Raw genomic sequence first — 19,759 nt, 5'->3', positions numbered from 1 at the left:
GCAGTCCCCGGCGGGCGCGAGACCTGCGGCACCCGACGGTGTCGCCCGACCCAGCCGCGACCGGGCTCACGGGGCCATGTGCTGCCGGTGTCTTCAGGTCTGGGGCGACTCCCGCCAGACTCATGGTGACCACCGGCCCCGTCCGGCCCGTCGCGGGACGCGCCACACCCTGGGGAGCGCCATGAACGAAGCAGGTCACGAGCCGACCGCCGATCCCGGCCCGAACGGCACGCCGCCCGTCCGGGCGCGGGACGTCTCCGTGTCCGGGACACATCCCGCCATCGCCGAGCCACCGCCGTCCGTGGCCGACCGGCACTGGGACGTCGACAAGGTGCTGTTCGCCGTCGCCGCGGTCATGGCCCTCGGCTTCGTCGTCTGGGGCTTCCTCAGCCCCTCGGGCCTGAGCACCGCCAGCGGGTCGGCGCTCAACTGGGTCACGGGCAACCTCGGCTGGTTCTTCGTGCTCCTGGCCACGTCCTTCGTCGTCTTCGTCATCTGGCTGGCGGCCAGCCGCTACGGCCGCATCCCCCTGGGCCACGACGGCGAGCGGCCGGAGTTCCGCACCATCTCGTGGGTGGCGATGATGTTCAGCGCCGGCATGGGCATCGGCCTGATGTTCTACGGCGTCGCCGAGCCGCTGGCGCACTACGTGTCCCCGCCGCCGCTCACCGTCGGCGCCGAGACGCCCGAGGCCGTCGAGACGGCGATGGCCACGACGCTGTTCCACTGGACGCTGCACCCGTGGGCGCTCTACGCCGTCGTCGGTCTGGCCATCGCCTACGGCACCTTCCGCCGCGGACGCCGGCAGCTGATCAGCGCGGCGTTCGTCCCCCTGCTCGGCGAGCGGCGGGTCTCCGGCCCGGCGGGCCGCGTGATCGACGTCCTCGCGATCTTCGCCACGCTGTTCGGCTCGGCCGCCTCGCTCGGCCTGGGCGCGCTGCAGATCGGCAGCGGGGTGGAGATCCTCGGCTGGGCCGGGGACGTCGGCAACGGCGTGCTGGTGGGGATCATCGCGGTGCTGACGGCGGCCTTCGTCGCCTCCGCGGTCTCCGGCATCGAGCGCGGGATCCAGTGGCTGTCCAACACGAACATGGTGCTGGCCCTGACCCTCGCCGTGTTCGTCTTCGTGGCCGGCCCGACGGTGTTCATCCTCAACCTGCTCCCCGACGCCCTGGGCAGCTACTTCTCCGACCTGGGGGCGATGGCCGCCCGCACCGAGGCCACCGGCGGCGACCCCATGGCCACCTGGCTGCGCGGCTGGACGGTCTTCTACTGGGCCTGGTGGATCAGCTGGACGCCGTTCGTCGGGCTGTTCATCGCGCGGATCAGCCGCGGGCGCACCATCCGCCAGTTCGTCACCGGCGTGCTCTTGGTGCCCAGCGTGGTCAGCCTGCTGTGGTTCGCCGTCTTCGGCGGGGCGGGCATCGCCGTCCAGCGCGGCGGTGTCGACATCGCCGGGCAGGGCACCACGGAGGGGCAGCTGTTCGGCGTCCTGGAGCAGTACCCGCTGGCCACCGCGGCCACGGTGCTGGTGATGGTCCTGGTGGCGATCTTCTTCGTTTCCGGCGCCGACGCCGCGTCCATCGTCATGGGGTCGCTGTCCCAGCGCGGCACCCTGGAGCCGAGCCGGTGGGTGGTCGTCTTCTGGGGCGTCGTGATGGGCGCCGTCGCGGCGATCATGCTGCTGCTGGGGGAGGAGGGCGAGGCCCTGACCGGGCTGCAGAACCTCACGATCATCGCGGCGCTGCCGTTCGCCGTGGTCATGGTCGGGATGGCGGTGGCCCTGGTCAAGGACCTGCGCCGCGACCCGGTGGTCCTGCGCGGCGCCTACGCCAGCGTGGCCGTGGAGCGGGCCGTCGTCCACGGGATCACCCGGCACGGCGACCACTTCGACCTGGCCGTGCAGCCGGCGCCGCCCGCCGACCTGCCGCTCGCCGACCTGCCCCCCGCCTCCGAGGCGACCCCCGCACCGGCCGGGGGCCCGCACCACGACCCTCCCTCCTCGGTCCTCGCGCACGGGACCGACGGGCGCCGGCTGCCGGAGGCCGGTCCGGTCGTCCCGCGGCAGGGCGATCCCGGCGTGCGGGTCCCCGGCCGGCCGCGCGGGCCACTCGGCTAGCCGCGCCGGCCGGAGGGAGCACGTGGAGACGGCCGGCACCGCGCGGAGCATCGGGATCGGCGTCATCGGCTTCGGCTGGATGGGGCGGGTCCACGCCCGGGCCCACGCGCGGGTCCGGCACCACTTCCCCGACCTCGGCGTCGTGCCCCGGCTGGTGGCCGTCGCCGACGACGTCCCCGGCCGGGCCGCCGAGGCCGCCGACCGGTTCGGCTTCGTGCGCGGCTGCACGGACTGGCGCGACCTGCTCGCCGACCCGGAGGTCGAGCTGGTGTCGGTGACCGCGCCCAACTGGCTGCACCGGGAGATCGGTGTCGCGGTCGCCGAGGCCGGCCGGCACCTGTGGATCGAGAAGCCGGTCGGGCTCACCGCGGACGACGCGCGGGCGGTCGCCGACGCCACGGCCGCCGCGGGCGTGCAGGGCGTCGTGGGGTTCAACTACCGGCACGCCCCCGCGGTCGCCCTCGCCCGCGAGCTGGTGGCCGCCGGGGAGATCGGGCGGGTCACCCACGCCCGCTTCGCGTTCCTCAGCGACTACGCCGCCGCGCCGGAGGGGGCGCTGACCTGGCGGTACGAGCGCGCCCGCGGCGGCAACGGCGTCCTGGGCGACCTCGCCTCGCACGCCGTCGACCTGGTCCGCCACGTCCTGGGCGCCGAGGTCACCTCCGTGCTCGCCGACACCGCCGTCTTCGTCCCGGAACGGCTGCGCCCGAGCGTCCCGACCGCCGGGCACGCGCTGGCGGTCGACGGCGTCCCCGGGCGGGTCGAGAACGACGACCACGTGGCCGCCCTGCTGCGGCTGTCCTCGGGCGCGCGGGTGGCGCTCGAGGCCAGCCGGGTGGCGGTGGGCGAGCAGAACGCCTACGGGTTCGAGGTGCACGGCACCGCCGGGCGCCTGGCCTGGGACTACCGCCGGATGGGCGAGCTGCAGGTCAGCCGCGGACCGGCCGCGCAGGACCAGCCGGTGGCCACCGTCCTGGTCGGGCCCGGCGCGGGCGAGTACGCCGCCTTCCAGCCCGGGCCGGGCAACCCGATGGGCTACGACGACCTCAAGGTCGTCGAGGCCCGCTGCGCGCTGGCCTCCGTCGCGACGGGGGAGCCGCACGGCGCAGGCCTGCCCGATGCCGTCCGTGCCGCGGTGGTCCTCGACGCCCTCACCGCGTCGGCGGCCGAAGGGCGACGGGTCGACGTCCCGGCGGTGTGACCTGCGGCGCGGCCGGCGCCCAGGCGTCGCCCTCTGGGCACGGGGAGCCGACCGGAGCACCCTTGACGCTGCTCGTGGGCCATGTCACATTGCACATGTCCGCATGTAAGGACATGACCGCTGCAGCGCCGAGGCCGAGTTCGGCACCGGGCGGACTGCGGGCCGCCAGCACGGTGGCCGACTCGACGAGGAGAGGCGCATGAGGAGCACCCGGAGATCGCTGCAGGCGGTCGTGGCAGTCAGCGCTGCGACCGTGGCGCTGGCCGCGTGCAGCAGCAAGGGCGGTGCCCAGAACGAGGGCGGCGGAGGCGCTGCCGAGGGTGAGAGCTTCACCGTCGCGATGGTCACGCACGAGGCCCCCGGCGACACGTTCTGGGACAAGATCCGCAACGGCGCCGAGGCGGCGGCCGCGAACCACAACATCACGCTGAACTACTCGAACAACCAGGACGCCGGCGAGCAGTCGACGCTCATCCAGAACGCGATCGACAGCGGGGTCGACGGGCTGGCCACCACGCTGCCCACCCCCGACGCCATCGGCCCCAACGTGCAGAAGGCCGTCGACGCCGGCATCCCCGTCGTCGCGTTCAACGCCGGCATCAACGACTACCGGAACTACGGTGTCTCGATGTACTTCGGCTCGGACGAGGACCTGGCCGGGCAGACCGTCGGCACCAAGATCACCCAGGAGACGCCGGGGCACACCGTCTGCGTCATCCAGGAGCAGGGGCAGGTGCAGCTCGAGGCCCGGTGCGCCGGTGTGGCGGCGACCAACCCCGACACCGAGGTCCTCTACGTCAACGGCCGCGACCTGCCGGCCGTGCAGCAGACCATCGGGGCCAAGCTGCAGCAGGACGCCTCGGTCACCAACGTTGTGGCCCTGGGTGCCGACATCGCGCTGGCCGCCCAGCAGGCCAAGGCCGACGCGGGCAGCCAGGCCAACATCGAGACCTTCGACCTCAACGCCGACGTCGCCGAGCAGATCCAGAGCGGCGGCATCGCCTTCTCCGTCGACCAGCAGCCCTACGTCCAGGGCTACATGGCCGTGACGGCCCTGTGGCTGAACCTGACCAACGGCAACGACATCGGCGGTGGGGGCCCGGTGCTGACCGGTCCGTCCGTCGTCGACGAGAGCAACATCGGCCCGATCGTCGAGTACGCGAAGAACAACACCCGGTAAGCCCGCTCGGGGGGACCCGGCTCCCCCCGGCCTCCGTCCCACCGAGTCTGGAGCACGCCATGAGCTCATCCGTGGTGGCCAAGCCGCCCACCGCGCCCGCGGCCACACCGCCGGGCCGCGCCGAACGGTCGCTGGTCTCCCGCGTCCTGGGTCGTCCGGAGGTCGGCGCGCTGGCCGCGGCGATCGTGATCTTCATCTTCTTCTACGCCGTGGCCGAGCCGTTCCGGACACTGCCGGCGCTGGCGACGGTGCTCTACGCCTCCTCGACGATCGGCATCGTCGCGGTCGGCGTGGCGCTGCTGATGATCGGCGGGGAGTTCGACCTCTCCGCCGGTGTCGCGGTGACCTCCGCGGCGCTGTCGGCGGCGATGCTGACCTACCAGTTCAGCCTGAACATGTGGGTCGGTGTGGTGGTCAGCCTGGTGATCGCCCTGGCCATCGGGTTCGTCAACGGTTACCTCGTGGTGCGCACCGGGATCCCCAGCTTCCTGATCACGCTGTCGACGTTCTTCATCCTGCAGGGCGTCAACCTCGGCGTCACCAAGCTGGTCACCGGCACGGTGGCCACCCCCAACACCAGCGCCATCGACGGGTTCGCCAGCGCCAAGGCGGTCTTCGCCAGCGACATCGACCTGGGCTTCATCACACTGAAGGTCACGGTGCTGTGGTGGCTGCTGTTCGTGGCCATCGGCTCCTGGCTGCTGCTGCGCACCCGGACCGGCAACTGGGTCACCGCCTCGGGCGGCAACGACGCCAGCGCCCGCGCGGTCGGCGTCCCGGTGCGCAAGGTCAAGATCGGCCTGTTCATGGGCGTGGCGTTCCTGGCCTGGTTCCTGGGGATGCACCTGCTGTTCAACTTCAGCACCGTGCAGGCCGGCCTCGGTGTCGGCAACGAGTTCATCTACATCATCGCCGCGGTCGTCGGCGGCGCGCTGCTGACCGGCGGCTACGGCTCGGCGGTGGGGTCGGCGCTGGGCGCGTTCATCTTCGGCATGACCACCCAGGGCATCGTCTACGCCGGCTGGGACCCCAACTGGTTCCGCGCCTTCCTCGGCGTGATGCTGCTGCTCGCGGTGCTGGTGAACCTGTACATCAAGAACTACGCCGCCCAGAGGAGGTGACGACGTGACCGACACGATCGCCGAACACGCCGCCAGCGACCTGGCCAGGGGCACGCCCCTGGTCGAGATGGAGGGCGTGGGCAAGAGCTACGGCGCCATCCGCGCGCTGGAGGGCATCAACCTGACGGTCAACGCCGGGGAGGTGGCCTGCGTGCTGGGGGACAACGGCGCCGGAAAGTCCACCCTCATCAAGATCATATCCGGGTTGCACGGGCACACCGAGGGCACCCTGCGCGTCGACGGGCAGGAGCGGCACTTCTCCTCGCCGCGCGAGTCCCTGGACGCCGGGATCGCCACCGTCTACCAGGACCTCGCGGTGGTGGGCTTGATGGAGGTCTGGCGCAACTTCTTCCTGGGCTCGGAGATCCGCAAGGGGAAGTACCCCCTCGCACCGCTGGACATCAAGGCCATGCGGGAGATCGCCGACGCCGAGCTGCAGAAGATGGGCATCGTCGTCAAGGACATCAACCAGCCGATCGGCACCCTCTCCGGTGGCCAGCGGCAGTGCGTCGCGATCGCCCGGGCGGTGTACTTCGGCGCGCGGGTGCTCATCCTCGACGAGCCGACGGCGGCCCTCGGCGTCAAGCAGTCGGGCGTGGTGCTCAAGTACACCGCCGCGGCCCGCGACGCCGGCCTCGGGGTCGTCTTCATCACCCACAACCCGCACCACGCCTACCTGGTGGGCGACCACTTCATCATCCTCAAGCTGGGCCGGCGGGTGCTGGACAAGAAGCGCTCGGAGGTCACCCTCGAGGAGCTCACCACCGAGATGGCCGGTGGCCAGGAGCTCGCCGAGCTCCAGCACGAGCTCAAGCGCTGACCCGCCGACCACGGCGTCCCCACACCGGCCCCGCCGGCCGGGTCCTCCTCGGGACCCGGCCGGCGGGGCCGTGTCCAGGTCTGCCACCGGTCCTCCTCCGTGGATCGTCGGCGCGGGACGCGGGTCAGCCGTCCCGGGCCGCCCCGCCGGCGCGCCGCCCGGCCTGGGCGGTGAGCTCGGCGTCCAGGGCCTGGGGTGACCAGTCCTCCTGCAGCGCCCGCCACACCAGCTCGGCCTGCGTCTCGGGGGCCAGGCCGCCGATCGGCTGGTCGCGGTCGAGGTCCGTGGGGAAGGCGTAGCCCTCCGCGGAGGCGGCGACGGCGTTGCGCAGCGCGCGCTCGTCCGCGCCGGCGGCCTTGCGGGCGCGCAGGACCGGGTGGAGGGCGCGGCACATCGCGGTCCGGTCGACGGTCTCCATCGCCCGCCCGAACGCGGAGGAGACCTGCAGCAGGTTGGCCATGCGGCGCACGTCGGCCGAGCGGTTGGTGCCCGCACCGTGGAACAGCGCCGGGTTGAAGAAGGCGGCGTCGCCCGTGCGCAGCGGCAGCTGCACGAAGTGCTCGTCGAAGTAGGCGGTGAACTCCGGCCGGTGGAAGGCGACGTAGCCGGGGGCGTACTTCTGCGAGTGCGGCAGGTACATCGTCGGGCCGGTCTCCACGGGCATGTCGCAGTGCGCGACCGCCCCCTGCAGGGTCATCACCGGGGAGAGCCGGTGGACGTGGGCGGGGTAGGCCAGCGCCTGCTCCTCGGACATGAAGCCGAGGTGGTAGTCGCGGTGGGCGACCTGCGCCTGCCCGCCGGGGTTGACCACGTTGACCTGGCTGGTGACCTGGTAGCCGCGGCCCAGCCACGCCTCGGACACCAGGGCGAGGACGTCGTTGGCGTAGTAGTCGGCGAAGGCCTCCGGGTCGCGGACGGCGAACTTGTCCAGCGCTCCCCAGACGCGGTCGTTGGCCCCGGGCCTGGCGAAGTGGTCCCCGCCTGCGACGCCGGCGGCCTTCTGCTCGGCGATCAGCGCCTCGAAGACGGCGGTGGCCCGGTCGACCACGCCGGCGTCGGGGAAGGCGCCGGCGAAGACGACGATCCCCGGACCGTCGGCGAGCGCGCGGGCGAGCTCCGCCTGCACCTCCCGGCGCCCGTCCGGGCCGGCGACGGCGTCGCGCAGCCGCGACCCGTACACCAGGACGCCCTCCCGCACCTCGTCGGCGTGCGGGTACGCGGCCAGGTCGGTGGTCGTCTCGACGACGGCCCGGAAGTCGGCCAGGCGGCAGTCGTCGGCGGTGAACCAGCCGGGGGTGGTCCGGGCGGTGACCGGTGCGGCCATGGCGCCGTCCTTCCTGTGCGGGGTGAGGTGCCCCCGAGCCTGACCGGCCGCTGCGGGACCCACAAGGTCGGGGACCCCTCGAGAACCCCTCACGCCGGGAGGGTCAGAACTCCTCCCAGGAGTCCGGGTACTGGCCGTTGACGCGGGTGCCGTCGGCGAGCGTGGCGATGCCGGCCAGGTCCTCGTCGGTGAGCGCGAAGTCGAAGACGTCGAGGTTCTCGACCAGCCGGGCGCGCGAGGACGCCTTGGGGAAGGTCACCAGCCCCTGCTGCACGTGCCAGCGCAGCACCACCTGCGCCGGGGTCCGGCCGTGCCGGGCGCCGATCCCGGCCAGCACCGGGGAGGCCAGCAGCTCCCCGCCGGTGGCCAGCGGTGACCAGGACTCGGTGACGATGCCGCGCCGGGCGTCGTCGGCGCGCTGCGCGAGCTGCGGCTCCCGCGGGTGGCACTCGATCTGGTTCACCGCCGGCACGGTCGAGCTCGCGGCGGCGAGGCGGTCGAGGTGCTCGGGCAGGAAGTTCGACACCCCGACGGCCCGGGTGAGCCCCTCGGCCAGCAGCTCCTCCATGGCCAGCCACGACTCGACGTAGCGGTCCAGCCGGGGGAGCGGCCAGTGGACGAGGTAGAGGTCGACGTGGTCGAGGCCGAGGCGGTCCAGGCTCGACCGCAGCGCCTGCTTGGCCTCGGCGAACCCCTGCTCCCGCCCGCGCAGCTTGGTGGAGACGAACACCTCCTCCCGCGGCAGGCCCGCCGCGGCGAGCGCCCGCCCGACACCGCGCTCGTTCTCGTAGCTGGCGGCGGTGTCGACGAACCGGTAGCCGACCTCGAGCGCCTCGCCGACGACCCGCCGCGTCTCCTCGTCGGGGAGCCGGGCGGTGCCCAGCCCGAGCTGGGGGATCGCGACACCGTTGTGGAGGCGGACGGTGGGGACGGCGGTCATCCCCTCAGCCTGGTGAGCGCCCGGCTGCCGGGCAACCTCGGCGACCCGTCAGGAACCCGTCAGACTGCCCGCGTGGCCCACCCGTACCCCGTCCGCGAGATCGCCCGCCAGGCCGGCCTGTCGGAGGCGACGGTCGACCGCGTGCTCAACCGGCGTGGCGGGGTGCGGCAGAGCACGGTGCAGGAGGTGCACCGCGCCATCGCCGACCTGGACCGGCAGCGCTCGCAGGTGCGGCTGACCGGGCGCACGTTCCTCCTCGACCTGGTGGTCGACGCGCCCGACCGGTTCTCCGCCGCGGTCCGGGCGGCCCTGGAGTCGCAGCTGCCGCTGGTCCGGCCGGCGACGTTCCGGGCGCGGTTCCACCTGGCCGACGCCCCGCCGGTCGCCGAGCTGGCCGCCACGCTCGACGGGATCGCGCGGCGCGGGTCGCAGGGCGTCGTCCTGAAGGCCCCCGACTGCCCACCGGTCGTGGCCGCGGTCGAGCGGCTGGCCGACGCCGGGATCCCCGTGGTCACGCTGGCCACCGACCTGCCCACCAGCCGCCGGGTCGCCTACGTCGGCCTGGACAACCGGGCGGCGGGTGCGACCGCGGCCTACCTGCTCGACCAGTGGCTGCCCGACGCCGCCGCCGTCCTCGTCACCCGCGGCACCGGCACCTTCCGCGGCGAGGACGACCGCGAGATGGGCTTCCGGGCGACCACCCGGTCGCTGCGCCCCGGCCGGCGACAGGTCGACCTGGTGGACGCCACCGGGGAGGACGACGTGCTGCGCGAGCTGGTCCGGGAGACGCTGGCCGCCGACCCGGGCATCGCCGGCGTCTACTCGATGTACGCCGCCGGCGGCAACGCCGCGACCGTCGCGGCCTTCGCCGACGCCGGGCGGGCCTGCCGCGCCTTCGTCGCCCACGACCTGGACGCCGAGAACGTCGCCCTGCTGCGGGCCGGGCGGCTGTCCGCGGTGCTGCACCACGACCTGGCCCTGGACCTGCGCCGCGCCTGCCACGTGGTCATGCAGGCCCACGGCGGGCTGCCGGGCACGCCGCGGTCCTGGCACTCGGGGGTCCAGGTGGTCACGCCGTACAACGTCCCCGCCGAGGTCCTGAGGGGTTCTTGAGGGCTTCCCGCCGTTGACCTGCGCTCCGCCGAGCGCGGAACCTGGACCCGGCGCGGACCGCGTGGGGCGCAGCGGAGTCGGGCGCAGCGGAGTCGAGGAGGCCGTCGTGGGGCTGGACGTCGGGGTCGTCGGGGTCGGCATGATCGGCCAGGAGCACGTCCGCCGGCTCGACGGCGGTCCCGGGGGCAGTCGGGTGGTGGCGGTGGCCGACGCGGACGCCGACCGCGCCGCGGCCGTGGCCGCGCGGCTGCCGGCCGCCAAGGCCCTGCCCAGCGGCGAGGAGCTGATCGCCTCCGACGCGGTCGACGCCGTCGTCGTCACCTCCTGGGGGCCGACCCACGAGCCGTACGTGCTCGCCGCCGTCGCCGCCGGCAAGCCGGTGTTCTGCGAGAAGCCGCTGGCCCCTACCCAGGAGTCCTGCCTACGGATCGTGCAGGCGGAGGTCGCCGCCGGCCGCCGGCTGGTGCAGGTCGGCTTCAACCGCCGCTACGACCCCGCCCACCGGGCCCTCAAGCAGGCGGTGGACGACGGCGCGATCGGCGCGCCGCTGCTCGTGCACTGCGCGCACCGCAACGCCTCGGTGCCCCCGCACTACACCCGCGACATGTCCATCGCCGACACCGCCGTCCACGAGATCGACGAGCTGCGCTGGCTGCTCGGCACCGAGATCGCCGCCGTGCGGGTCCTGACCCCGCGCAGGAGCAGCCGCGGCGGCGAGCTGCAGGACCCGCTGCTGGTGCTGTTCGAGATGGCCGACGGCGTGCTCGTCGACGTCGAGGTGTCGGTCAACGTCCACTACGGCTACGAGATCCGTTGCGAGGTGTCCGGGGAGACCGGCACCGTCGAGCTGGCCACACCCGCGCCGGTGACCATCCGCCGCGAGGGCACCGTCGCCGGGCTGGTCCCGGGCGACTGGCGCGAGCGCTTCGCCCTCTCCTACGACGTCGAGCTGCGCGAGTGGGTCGACACCGTCGCCGGCGGGCGGCCGCCGCAGGGGCCCAGCGCCTGGGACGGCCACGTCGCGCAGGTGGTCTCCGACGCGGCGCTGCAGTCCCTGCACACCGGGAGCCGCGTGGCGGTGGAGCTCCCCGAGCAGCCGGCCCTGTACCGGTGACGGCGGACGCGGCCGGCCCGCTGCGGATCGGGGTGCTCGGCGCCGCACGGATCGCCGAGCGCGCCATCGCCGTCCCCGCGCGGGCCACCGGCCACCGGCTGGTCGCGATCGCCGCCCGCGACCGGGGCCGGGCCGAGGCGTTCGCCCGCGCGCACGGCGTCGAGCGCGTGCTGCCCTCCTACGCCGACGTCCTCGCCGACCCGGAGGTGGAGGCCGTCTACGACCCGCTGCCCAACGCGCTGCACGGACCGTGGAACCTCGCCGCGATCGAGGCCGGCAAGCACGTGCTCTCGGAGAAGCCGTTCGCCTCCGACGCGGCGGAGGCCGCCGAGGTCCGCGACGCCGCCCGGCGTGCGGGCGTCACGGTCGTGGAGGGCTTCCACCACCTCCACCACCCGGTCATGCGCCGGATGCTGGAGCTGGTGGACACCGGCGAGCTGGGCGACCTCGTCTCCGTCGAGGCCACCATCGCCATGCTCCCGCCGGACGACGGCGACCCCCGCTGGTCGCTCGAGCTGGCCGGCGGCGCCCTCATGGACCTCGGCTGCTACGGCCTGCACGCCGCGCGCAGCCTGGCGCCCTGGACGGGCGGCGAGCCGGAGGTCGTCGCCGCGCGGGCCGGCGAGCGCGCCGGGGCCCCGGGCGTCGACGAGTGGCTCGACGTCGACCTGTCCTTCCCGTCCGGCGCCACCGCGACGGTGCGCTGCAGCATGGTGCACCCCGAGCGGGACTTCTCCCTGCGGATCGTCGGCACCCGCGGCGAGGCGACCGCGCCGGCGTTCGTCGAGCCGGCCCGCGACGACCGCGTGCTGGTGCGCACCCCCGACGGCGAGCGCACCGAGCACCTGGGCACCCGGTCGTCCTACACCTACCAGCTGGAGGCGTTCGCGGCCGCCGTGCGGGGCGGCCCGCCGGTGCCGACCGGCCCGGACGACGCGGTCGCGACTATGACGCTGATCGACCGGTGCTACCGGCTGGCCGGGCTCCCGACACGGCCCCGCACGACGGCCGCCCCGCCGGCCTGACGGCCGGGGAGGGGAGGGGCGCTACACCTCCTCCGCCGCGGCGCGCAGGGTCTCCGCGGCGAGGGACAGGCCCTCCAGACGGTCGTGGGCGGCGTCCTCGTGCTCGATGTTGACCGCCATGTCCGGGTCGACCTCGGCCAGCGCGCGGAGGAACTCGGTCCACCAGTCGACGTCGTGGCCCACGCCGACGGCGACGAACCGCCACGCCGGGTCCTCCGGCCACGCGCTGCACCAGGAGCCGTAGCCGGTGGGCACCCTGCCGGGGGCGTCGGCGGGCACCCGCGTGAACGAGGTGTCGAGCACGCCGCGGATGCCGACCCCGGGGGTGATGGCGGCGTCCTTGGCGGCGGCGTGGAACACCAGCGGGCCGAGGTCGCGGATGCAGGCGACGACGTCCATGCCCTGCCACATCAGGTGCGAGGGGTCCATCTCGGCGCCGACGTTGGTGGCGCCGACGGTGTCGACCAGCCGGCGCAGCGTGACCGGCGAGAACACCAGGTTGTGCGGGTGCATCTCGATGGCCACCCGGACGTCGTGGGCGCGGGCCAGGGCGTCGATCCCGGTCCAGAACTCGGAGGCCACGCCCCACTGGTAGTCCAATACGTCCAGGTAGACGCCGTCCCACGGGTTGACCACCCAGGACGGGTACCTGGCGTCGGGGTCCGAGCCGGGGGTGCCCGACATCGTGACGACGGTGCGCACACCCAGCAGCCCGGCCAGCTCGATGGTGCGGCGCAGGTCGTTGGCGTGCTTGGGGCCGACCCCGGGCAGGGGGTTGAGCGGGTTGCCGTTGCAGTTGAGCCCGGTCAGCTCCATCCCGCGCGACGCGAACGTGTCCAGGTAGTCGCGGCGGGCCTGCTCGGAGGAGAGCAGCAGGTCGACGTGGCAGTGCGGCGAGGGGATGAAGCCGCCGGTGTTGACCTCGACCGAGGTCAGACCGTTGGCCTGCAGCACGTCGAGGGCCTCGGCCAGGGGACGGTCGTGCAGGCAGGCGGTGTAGGCGCCCAGCTTGAGGGACATCGGGGTTCGGCCTCCCGGTCGGTGGGTCAGTGGGTGGGGATGGCGACGGCGGCGCCGTCGGACTGCACGACGGCCCGGAGGCACTCACCGAGGACGGTGTCCACCTGGGCGGTACCGGGCGGCGGAGCTGCGGCCGGCCGTCCCGGCGCCGACCACCGCCACGGACAGGGCTGCTGGGACACGGACAGGGGCTGCTGGGACATGGCCGTCCTCCCGGGACACGGAGCTCGATGGACGGGGGATCCCCGCCGGCGTGGCACGCTGCGCGCGGTGGTCGGCTCGCCCGACGGCGCTTGAAGCGCTTCAAGGATGGCGTCGATCACAGCAGCGGACCGTGGTGGTGTCAAGGGAGCGGGGTGGTCCGACCTGAGCGGCGAGGAGCAGGTGCGCCGTCCCCGGCTGCAGGACGTCGCCACCGAGGCGGGGGTCTCGCCGGCGACGGTGTCCCTCGTGCTGCGCGGCTCCCCGGGGCCGAGCAGCGGCACCCGCGAGCGCGTGCTGGACGCCGCGGCCCGGCTGGGGTACCGGCCCGACCGCGCCGCGAGCCTGCTGGCCCGCAGGCGCAGCCGGCTGATCGGCGTCGTGATGGACGTCCGCAGCACGTTCCACGCCCAACTGGTCGAGGACGTCCACGAGGCGGCCGAGGAGCACGGGTACGACCTGGTGTTGAGCACGGTCACCCGCACCCGGGACGAGGGGCGGGCAGTGGAGACGCTGCTCGACTCGCGGTGCGAGGCCCTGGTCCTGCTGGGGCCGAACGCGCCCGCCGCCCGGCTGACCGCGCTGGCCCGGCAGGTGCCGGTGGTCGCCGTCGGACGCCCGGTGTCGGCCGACGGCGTCGACGTCGTCCGGGCTGCCGACGACGAGGGCGTGGCGCAGGCCGTGGAGCACCTGGCCGGCCTCGGGCACCGGCGCATCACCCACGTCGACGGCGGTCGTGGACCGATCGCCACCGCGCGGCGGCGCGGCTACGAGCGGGCGATGCGCCGCCGGGGACTGGGGGAGCACCTGCAGGTCGTGGGCGGGGACCCGGGGGAGGAGTCCGGCGCCCGCGCGGCGCGCACCCTGCTCGGGTCGGACGTCCGCCCGACGGCGGTGGTCGCCTACAACGACGCCTCCGCGGTGGGCCTGCTCGACGCCCTGCTGCGCCGCGGGGTCGACGTGCCGGGGGAGGTCTCCGTCGTCGGCTACGACGACAGCCCGCTCTCCCGGCTGGCCCACATCGACCTGACCACCGTCAGCCAGGACTCCGTGCAGCTGACCCGGCTGGCGGTCGCGGCGGTGGTCGAGCGGCTGGACGAGGGCCGCACGGAGCAGCGCGAGGTGGTCGTCCCCCCGCACCTCGTCGTCCGGGGGACGACGAGTCCGCCGGCCTCGTCCTGACGGTCCCTTGACGGTGACGCCCGCCACCCGTCACCCTGACGTTTGAAGCGCTTCAAAAGCGCGCGGCGCACCGGTACCGCCGCGCCGTCCTGGCCACCTCACGCGACCGCGGAGACCGACATGACCACCGCCCCGACCACGATGGAGTACGACCCCTTCAGCCCGGAGTTCCAGGCCGACCCGTACCCCGTGTACCGGTGGATGCGGGAGGAGGCCCCGGTCTTCCACAGCGAGAAGTGGAACTGGTGGGCGCTGTCCCGGTTCGAGGACGTCCGGGCTGCCGCCACCGACCCGGACACCTTCCGGAGCTTCGAGGGCATCGACATCGACGACACCGCCAAGGACCAGAGCGGCCCCGGGTTCCTGCCCGACATCGACAACCCGCGCCACGACCAGGTGCGCGCGGTCATCCAGCCGCACTTCCTGCCGCGCCGCATCGGCGACAAGGAGGCGGCGATCCGCGCCGTCGTTCGCCGGCTGGTGGCGCGCTGGCGGGACCGGGGCACGGTCGACCTGGCCCAGGAGCTGGCCTGGCCGATGCCCAACGAGGTCTTCTTCACCGTGCTCGGGCTGCCCAGCGCCGAGGAGGAGGGGCGCGCGCAGCTCGACCGTTGGGTGCACGAGCTCAAGGACCGCCGTCCGGACGACCCCAGCCTGACCCCGGTCGCCAAGGCCGCCACCGAGGGCATCCAGCGCTACTTCGTCGACCTGCTCGAGGACCGGCGGGCGCACCCGCGCGACGACGTCGTCAGCGCCCTGGTGCAGGCCGAGATCGGCGGGGTGCCGTTCGCCGACGAGCACCTGACGCCGGCCTCGGAGATCCTCGGCCTGATGATGGTGCTCTTCCTCGGCGGGGTGGAGAGCACCGCGGGGCTGACGGGCTCGCTGTTCAAGCTGCTCGCCGAGAACCCCGACCAGCGCGAGCTGCTGCGCCGGGACCCCTCGCTCGTCCCCGCGGCGGTCGAGGAGACCATCCGCCACTCCAGCCCGCTGCAGCTCGTCGGCCGGACCACCTCCCGGGAGGTCACCCTGCACAGGGTGACCATCCCCGCGGGCGGCCGGGTGGTGCTGGTCTACGGGGCGGCCAACCGCGACGAGCGCCGGTTCGCGGACCCCGACCGCTTCGACGTCACCCGCGGCGTGGCCCGCCACCTCGGCTTCGGGGAGGGCCGGCACGGCTGCCTGGGCGCGCCGCTCGCGCGGCTGGAGGCCAGGGTCGCGCTGGAGGAGGCGCTGCCCGTGCTGGGCGACTACACCCTCGCCGCGCCGCCGGTGCGGTACAGGACCACGCCGAACATGTACGTCTGGGACTCCCTGCTGCTGTCGTTCCCGGTGGGCGGGGCAGCGCGCCACCCGGCGCACCTCGGGACCGCGCACGTCGAGACCGGGCACGTCGAGACCGTGCAGCACCGGACCACCTCGACCACCGTGGTGGCCAGCGAGTTCGAGGCCGACGTCCGCGTGGAGGACAAGCGCGCGGTCGCCGACGGGGTGGTGACCCTCACCCTGCGGCAGGTCGACGACACCCCGCTGCCGCCGTGGGAGCCCGGCGCGCACGTCGACCTGCTCCTCGGCGACGCGCTCCCGCCGGCCGCGCCGACCCGGCAGTACTCCCTGTGCGGCGACCCCGCCGACTCCCACGCGTGGCGGGTGGGCGTCCTGCGCGAGCCGGAGAGCCGGGGCACGTCCTCCCACGTGCACGACCGGCTGCAGCCCGGCGACGTCGTCCGCGTGCGCGGCCCGCGCAACAACTTCCCCCTGCACCCCTCGCCCCGGTACCTGTTCATCGCCGGGGGCATCGGCATCACGCCGATCCTGCCGATGATCCGGGCCGCGGAGGCCGCCGGCGCCGACTGGCGCCTGGTCTACGGCGGCCGGCGGCGGGCCTCGATGGCCTTCCTCGACGAGCTCGCCCGCTACGGCGACCGGGTGTCGGTGCGCCCCCAGGACGAGACCGGGCTGCTCGACCTCGACGCGCTGCTCGGCACTCCCCAGGCCGACACCCGCGTCTACTGCTGCGGCCCCGAGCCGCTGCTGGCGGCCGTCGAGCAGCGGTGCGCTCCCTGGCCGGCCGGCGCGCTGCACGTCGAGCGGTTCTCGGCCCGGCCGCTGGCCGAGCCGGTGCGGTCGGAGGCGTTCGAGGTCGTGCTGCGGCGCAGCGAGCTGACCCTGTCCGTGCCGCCGGACCGCTCGATCCTGTCGGTCGTCGAGGAGGCGGGCGTCGGCGTCCTCTCCTCCTGCACGGAGGGCACCTGCGGCTCCTGTGAGACCGCCGTCCTCGAGGGCCGGCCCGACCACCGCGACTCGGTCCTCTCCGGCGAGGAGCGCGCGGCGGACACCTGCATGATGATCTGCGTGTCCCGTGCCCGCACGGACCGGCTGGTGCTGGACCTCTGAGGCTGCCGCCCCGTCCCGCGCTCAGCCCGGCGGGGCGGTGGTGCTCCGGACGACGAGCCGGGGCGGGACGACGAGCTCACGCTGCCCGACGGGGACCCCGTCCAGCCGGGCCAGGGCACGCCGCACCGCCAGGGTGCTCAGCCGCTCGACGTCCTGGGCGACGGACGTGAGGTCGACCGAGGAGAGCCGCGCCAGGCGGCTGTCGTCGTAGCCGACCAGGCTCAGGTCACCCGGCACCGAGCGGCCCGCCCGCCGCAGGACGTCCAGCACGCCCACCGCGCAGCGGTCGTTGAAGACGGTGACGGCGCTCGGCGGCGGTCCGGCGAGCAGGGCACGCGCGGCGGCGGCGCCGTCGTCCTCCGTGAGGCCGCCGGTCACGTACCGGGCGTCGAGGCCGTGGCGGTGCACCGCCTCCCGGTAGCCGCGCCGGCGTTCCGCCGCGCCGGGCGCCCGTCCGCCGTCGACGTGCACGACGTCGCGGTGGCCGAGCCCGACCAGGTGGTCGACCGCCAGGCGCAGGCCCTCGTCGTCGGCGGTGCGGACGACGTCCACCGTCGAGGAGCGCACCGGACGGGCGACGACGACGACCGGCAGGCGGGCCGCCAGGTCGGTGAGCGCGGCCGTGGGCGTCTGCGGGCCGAGGAGCAGGAGCGCCTCGCACCGGTCCTGCAGCAGGCTGTCGACCGCCCGCTGCTCGCCGCGCCCCGGCGTGACGGCGCTCAGGGCCAGCTCGTACCCGGCCTCCTCGGCGGCGTCGTAGAGCCCGGCCAGCAGGTCGCCGTGGAAGGCGTGCTGGACCCCGAAGACCACGCCGAGCAGCCGGCTGCGGGAGCTGCGCAGCAGGCGGGCGCGGGTGTCGGGGCGGTAGCCGATCTCGTCCGCGGCACGCCGCACCCGCTCCCGCGTCGCGGCACTGGCGCCCGGCGCGTCGCGCATGACGATCGACACGAGGGCGGTGGAGACGCCGGCCCGGGCAGCGACGTCGGCCAGCGTCGGCCTCCGGTCGGCCCCTGTCTGCGGCACCGGGCGAGCGTAGCCCGATCCGCTAGAACGTTCTAGTCGCTTGCCCTTGACGGGTCAGGACCACCGGCGTCACCCTGACAGTCACCTAGAACGTTCTAGAGGAGGAGTCGTCATGACGAACGGGACCGTGGGCGTCGCCCTGGTCGGGTCGGGGCGGATGGGCGCCTTCCACGCCGAGACGCTCGCCCTGCGGCTCCCGCACGCGCGGCTGGCCGCCGTGGCCGACCCCGCGCCGGGTGCCGCCGAGCGGCTGACCGGCGCGCTCGGTGCCGGCCGGGCGTACACCGACGTGGCGCAGCTGTGGGACGACCCGGACGTCGACGCGGTCGTCGTCGCCGCGCCGGCCCGGTCGCACGCCGACCTGGTGGTGGCCGCAGCGGGCGCCGGGCGGCACGTCTTCTGCGAGAAGCCGATGGCGGTCACGCTCCCCGACGCCGACCGGGCGATCGACGCGGCCCGCACCGCGGGCGTGGTCCTGCAGGTTGGCTTCAACCGGCGGTTCGCCGCGGACTGGCGGGGCGCCCGGGCGCTGCTGGACGCCGGGACGCTGGGCACACCCCGGCTGCTGCGCTCGCTCACCCGCGACCCCGGCGGCTTCGACCCCGCACGCGTCCTGCCGGACACGATCTTCCTCGAGACGCTGATCCACGACTTCGACACCCTGCGCTACCTGCACCCCGGCGCCGAGGCGGTCGAGGTCCACGCGGTCGCCGACGCGCTGGTGGAGCCGGGCTGGCGGGACCGCGGGCTGCTCGACACCGCAGTGGTCACGGTCTGCTTCGACGACGGCGCGCTGGCGGTGGCCGAGGCGTGCTTCGAGGCGTCCTACGGCTACGACGTCCGCGGGGAGGTGCTCGGCTCGGGCGGCATGGCGACCATGGGCGACGGCCGGCGCACCGGCCTGGCCTTCTCGGGGCCGGCCGGGCGGCTGGTCGAGACCGTCCGCGGCGACCAGGAGCTCTTCCCCGGCGCCTACACCGCCGAGCTGGCCGCCTTCGTCGACGCCGTCCGCAGTGGGACCCCGGCCCCGGTGACCGGTGAGGACGCCCGCGCGGCGCTGGCGATCGCGCTCGCCGCGGCGGAGTCGGTGCGCGCCGGCGCCACCGTGCGGGTGGCGCGGTGAGCCGCCATCGGCTGGCCGCCTCGGCCGAGATGCTCTTCCTCGACCTGCCGTTCGCCGAGCGGGTGCGGCGCATCGCCGGGCTCGGCTTCGAGGTGGAGATCTGGGACTGGACGGCGAAGGACGTCGACGGGCTGGTCGCCACCGGCGCGACGTTCTCGTCGATGACCGGCTACGTCACCGGCACGCTGGCCGACCCCGACGGCGCCGCGGAGCTGCTGCGCACCGCCGAGCGCTCGCTGGCGGTCGCCGAGCGGCTGGACTGCCCACGGCTCAACGTGCACGGCACCGGGCTCGACGGCCGCGGGCTGCCCGTCGTCCCCGCCAAGGTCGTGACCCCCGCCATGTGGCTGACCGCCGCCCGCACGCTGGAGCGGCTCGCGGCGCTGGGGGAGCGGGCCGGGCGCGTGTTCACGCTGGAGAACCTCAACACCGCCGTCGACCACCCCGGCACCCCCTTCGCCCGGGCCGCCGACACGATCGCGCTGGTGGAGGCCGTGGGCAACCCGCACCTGCGGCTGAACCTCGACCTCTACCACGCCCAGATCGGGGAGGGGAACCTCGTCGCGCTGGTCGAGCGGGCGCTGCCGCTGGTCGGGGAGATCCAGGTGGCCGACGTCCCGGGGCGGTGCGAGCCGGGCACGGGGGAGATCCACCACCCGGCGGTCGCCGCCGCGCTCGACCGCCTCGGCTACGACGGCGTCGTCGCGCTGGAGGGCTGGGCGTCGGGCGACCCGGAGGCCGCCCTCTCCTCCTTCCGGGCCGCCTACTCCTGACCGCCGCACCCGCGGGGCGCGGGCGCGCGGTCGTCGGGTGCGTCCGGGGCCGCTACGTTCTCGAGCAGGGGCGCGGCGTCCCG

At 74.7% G+C, this 19,759-nt stretch carries 17 protein-coding genes; 12 read left to right on the top strand and 5 right to left on the bottom strand.

The genetic code is table 11. From position 1 onward, the window contains the following. Positions 1-181: 181 nt before the first annotated feature. The 5 genes from ACWIZO_RS21170 to ACWIZO_RS21150 all read left to right on the top strand — a co-directional run bounded on the left by ACWIZO_RS21170 (position 182) and on the right by ACWIZO_RS21150 (position 6,441). Positions 182-2,119, top strand: coding sequence for a BCCT family transporter (locus ACWIZO_RS21170; protein ID WP_448639594.1), 1,938 nt, complete (start codon positions 182-184; stop codon positions 2,117-2,119). A gap of 22 nt (positions 2,120-2,141) precedes the next feature. Then, a complete protein-coding gene (locus tag ACWIZO_RS21165) occupies positions 2,142-3,320 on the top strand; it encodes a Gfo/Idh/MocA family protein (protein ID WP_448639593.1) in 1,179 nt (392 codons plus the stop codon). Between the two features lie 199 nt (positions 3,321-3,519). Then, positions 3,520-4,500, top strand: a complete 981-nt coding sequence (locus tag ACWIZO_RS21160; RefSeq protein ID WP_448639592.1) for a substrate-binding domain-containing protein — start codon at positions 3,520-3,522, stop codon at positions 4,498-4,500. 59 nt (positions 4,501-4,559) lie between these two features. Further along, on the top strand, positions 4,560-5,621 hold the full coding sequence (locus tag ACWIZO_RS21155) for an ABC transporter permease (RefSeq protein ID WP_448639591.1): 1,062 nt from the start codon (positions 4,560-4,562) through the stop codon (positions 5,619-5,621). A gap of 4 nt (positions 5,622-5,625) precedes the next feature. Beyond that, the gene (locus tag ACWIZO_RS21150; RefSeq protein ID WP_448639590.1) at positions 5,626-6,441 is read left to right on the top strand and encodes an ATP-binding cassette domain-containing protein; all 816 of its coding nucleotides are present in this window, start codon (positions 5,626-5,628) and stop codon (positions 6,439-6,441) included. A 124-nt stretch (positions 6,442-6,565) separates the two neighbouring features. Here ACWIZO_RS21150 and ACWIZO_RS21145 read toward each other — a convergent pair whose 3' ends face one another. Beyond that, on the bottom strand, positions 6,566-7,765 hold the full coding sequence (locus tag ACWIZO_RS21145; protein ID WP_448639589.1) for a phytanoyl-CoA dioxygenase family protein: 1,200 nt from the start codon (positions 7,763-7,765) through the stop codon (positions 6,566-6,568). 103 nt (positions 7,766-7,868) lie between these two features. Beyond that, complete coding sequence (locus ACWIZO_RS21140) at positions 7,869-8,705, bottom strand: aldo/keto reductase (protein WP_448639588.1); 837 nt, start codon at positions 8,703-8,705, stop codon at positions 7,869-7,871. Between the two features lie 72 nt (positions 8,706-8,777). Between ACWIZO_RS21140 and ACWIZO_RS21135 the strand changes: the two genes are divergently transcribed. From ACWIZO_RS21135 to ACWIZO_RS21125, 3 genes are all read left to right on the top strand, one after another. Next, entirely contained in the window at positions 8,778-9,818 is a 1,041-nt protein-coding gene (locus tag ACWIZO_RS21135; protein WP_448639587.1) for a LacI family DNA-binding transcriptional regulator, read from the top strand. Between the two features lie 106 nt (positions 9,819-9,924). Then, positions 9,925-10,932, top strand: a complete 1,008-nt coding sequence (locus ACWIZO_RS21130) for a Gfo/Idh/MocA family oxidoreductase (protein ID WP_448639586.1) — start codon at positions 9,925-9,927, stop codon at positions 10,930-10,932. Continuing rightward, positions 10,929-11,957 carry a Gfo/Idh/MocA family protein gene (locus ACWIZO_RS21125; protein ID WP_448639585.1) on the top strand — a complete coding sequence of 343 codons (1,029 nt, stop codon included), beginning with the start codon at positions 10,929-10,931 and terminating at the stop codon, positions 11,955-11,957. The genes ACWIZO_RS21130 and ACWIZO_RS21125 overlap by 4 nt, the downstream gene beginning before the upstream one ends. Before the next feature lie 21 nt (positions 11,958-11,978). Here ACWIZO_RS21125 and ACWIZO_RS21120 read toward each other — a convergent pair whose 3' ends face one another. Beyond that, on the bottom strand, positions 11,979-12,977 hold the full coding sequence (locus ACWIZO_RS21120; RefSeq protein WP_448639584.1) for a sugar phosphate isomerase/epimerase family protein: 999 nt from the start codon (positions 12,975-12,977) through the stop codon (positions 11,979-11,981). Positions 12,978-13,003: 26 nt separating this feature from the next. Beyond that, positions 13,004-13,180, bottom strand: a complete 177-nt coding sequence (locus tag ACWIZO_RS21115; protein ID WP_448639583.1) for a hypothetical protein — start codon at positions 13,178-13,180, stop codon at positions 13,004-13,006. Positions 13,181-13,361: 181 nt separating this feature from the next. On the opposite strand from ACWIZO_RS21115, the gene ACWIZO_RS21110 reads away from it, so the two are divergent. Continuing rightward, positions 13,362-14,360: a LacI family DNA-binding transcriptional regulator gene (locus ACWIZO_RS21110; RefSeq protein ID WP_448639582.1), complete on the top strand. Its 999-nt coding sequence runs from the start codon at positions 13,362-13,364 to the stop codon at positions 14,358-14,360. Between the two features lie 120 nt (positions 14,361-14,480). Beyond that, positions 14,481-16,757 (top strand): cytochrome P450, encoded by a 2,277-nt coding sequence (locus tag ACWIZO_RS21105; RefSeq protein ID WP_448639581.1) that lies wholly within the window; start codon positions 14,481-14,483, stop codon positions 16,755-16,757. Positions 16,758-16,778: 21 nt separating this feature from the next. On the opposite strand, the gene ACWIZO_RS21100 is transcribed toward ACWIZO_RS21105, so the two are convergent. Next, positions 16,779-17,780 carry a LacI family DNA-binding transcriptional regulator gene (locus ACWIZO_RS21100; protein ID WP_448639580.1) on the bottom strand — a complete coding sequence of 334 codons (1,002 nt, stop codon included), beginning with the start codon at positions 17,778-17,780 and terminating at the stop codon, positions 16,779-16,781. Between the two features lie 112 nt (positions 17,781-17,892). Here ACWIZO_RS21100 and ACWIZO_RS21095 point away from each other — a divergent pair, with 112 nt between their 5' ends. Next, positions 17,893-18,903 (top strand): Gfo/Idh/MocA family oxidoreductase, encoded by a 1,011-nt coding sequence (locus ACWIZO_RS21095; RefSeq protein WP_448639579.1) that lies wholly within the window; start codon positions 17,893-17,895, stop codon positions 18,901-18,903. Next, a complete protein-coding gene (locus ACWIZO_RS21090; RefSeq protein WP_448639578.1) occupies positions 18,900-19,676 on the top strand; it encodes a TIM barrel protein in 777 nt (258 codons plus the stop codon). The genes ACWIZO_RS21095 and ACWIZO_RS21090 overlap by 4 nt, the downstream gene beginning before the upstream one ends. Positions 19,677-19,759 lie beyond the last annotated feature (83 nt).

It is taken from the genome of Geodermatophilus sp. URMC 63 (assembly GCF_053502565.1).
The sequence above is the reverse complement of the archived record's forward strand: the minus strand, read 5'-3'. Positions and strand labels throughout refer to the sequence as shown.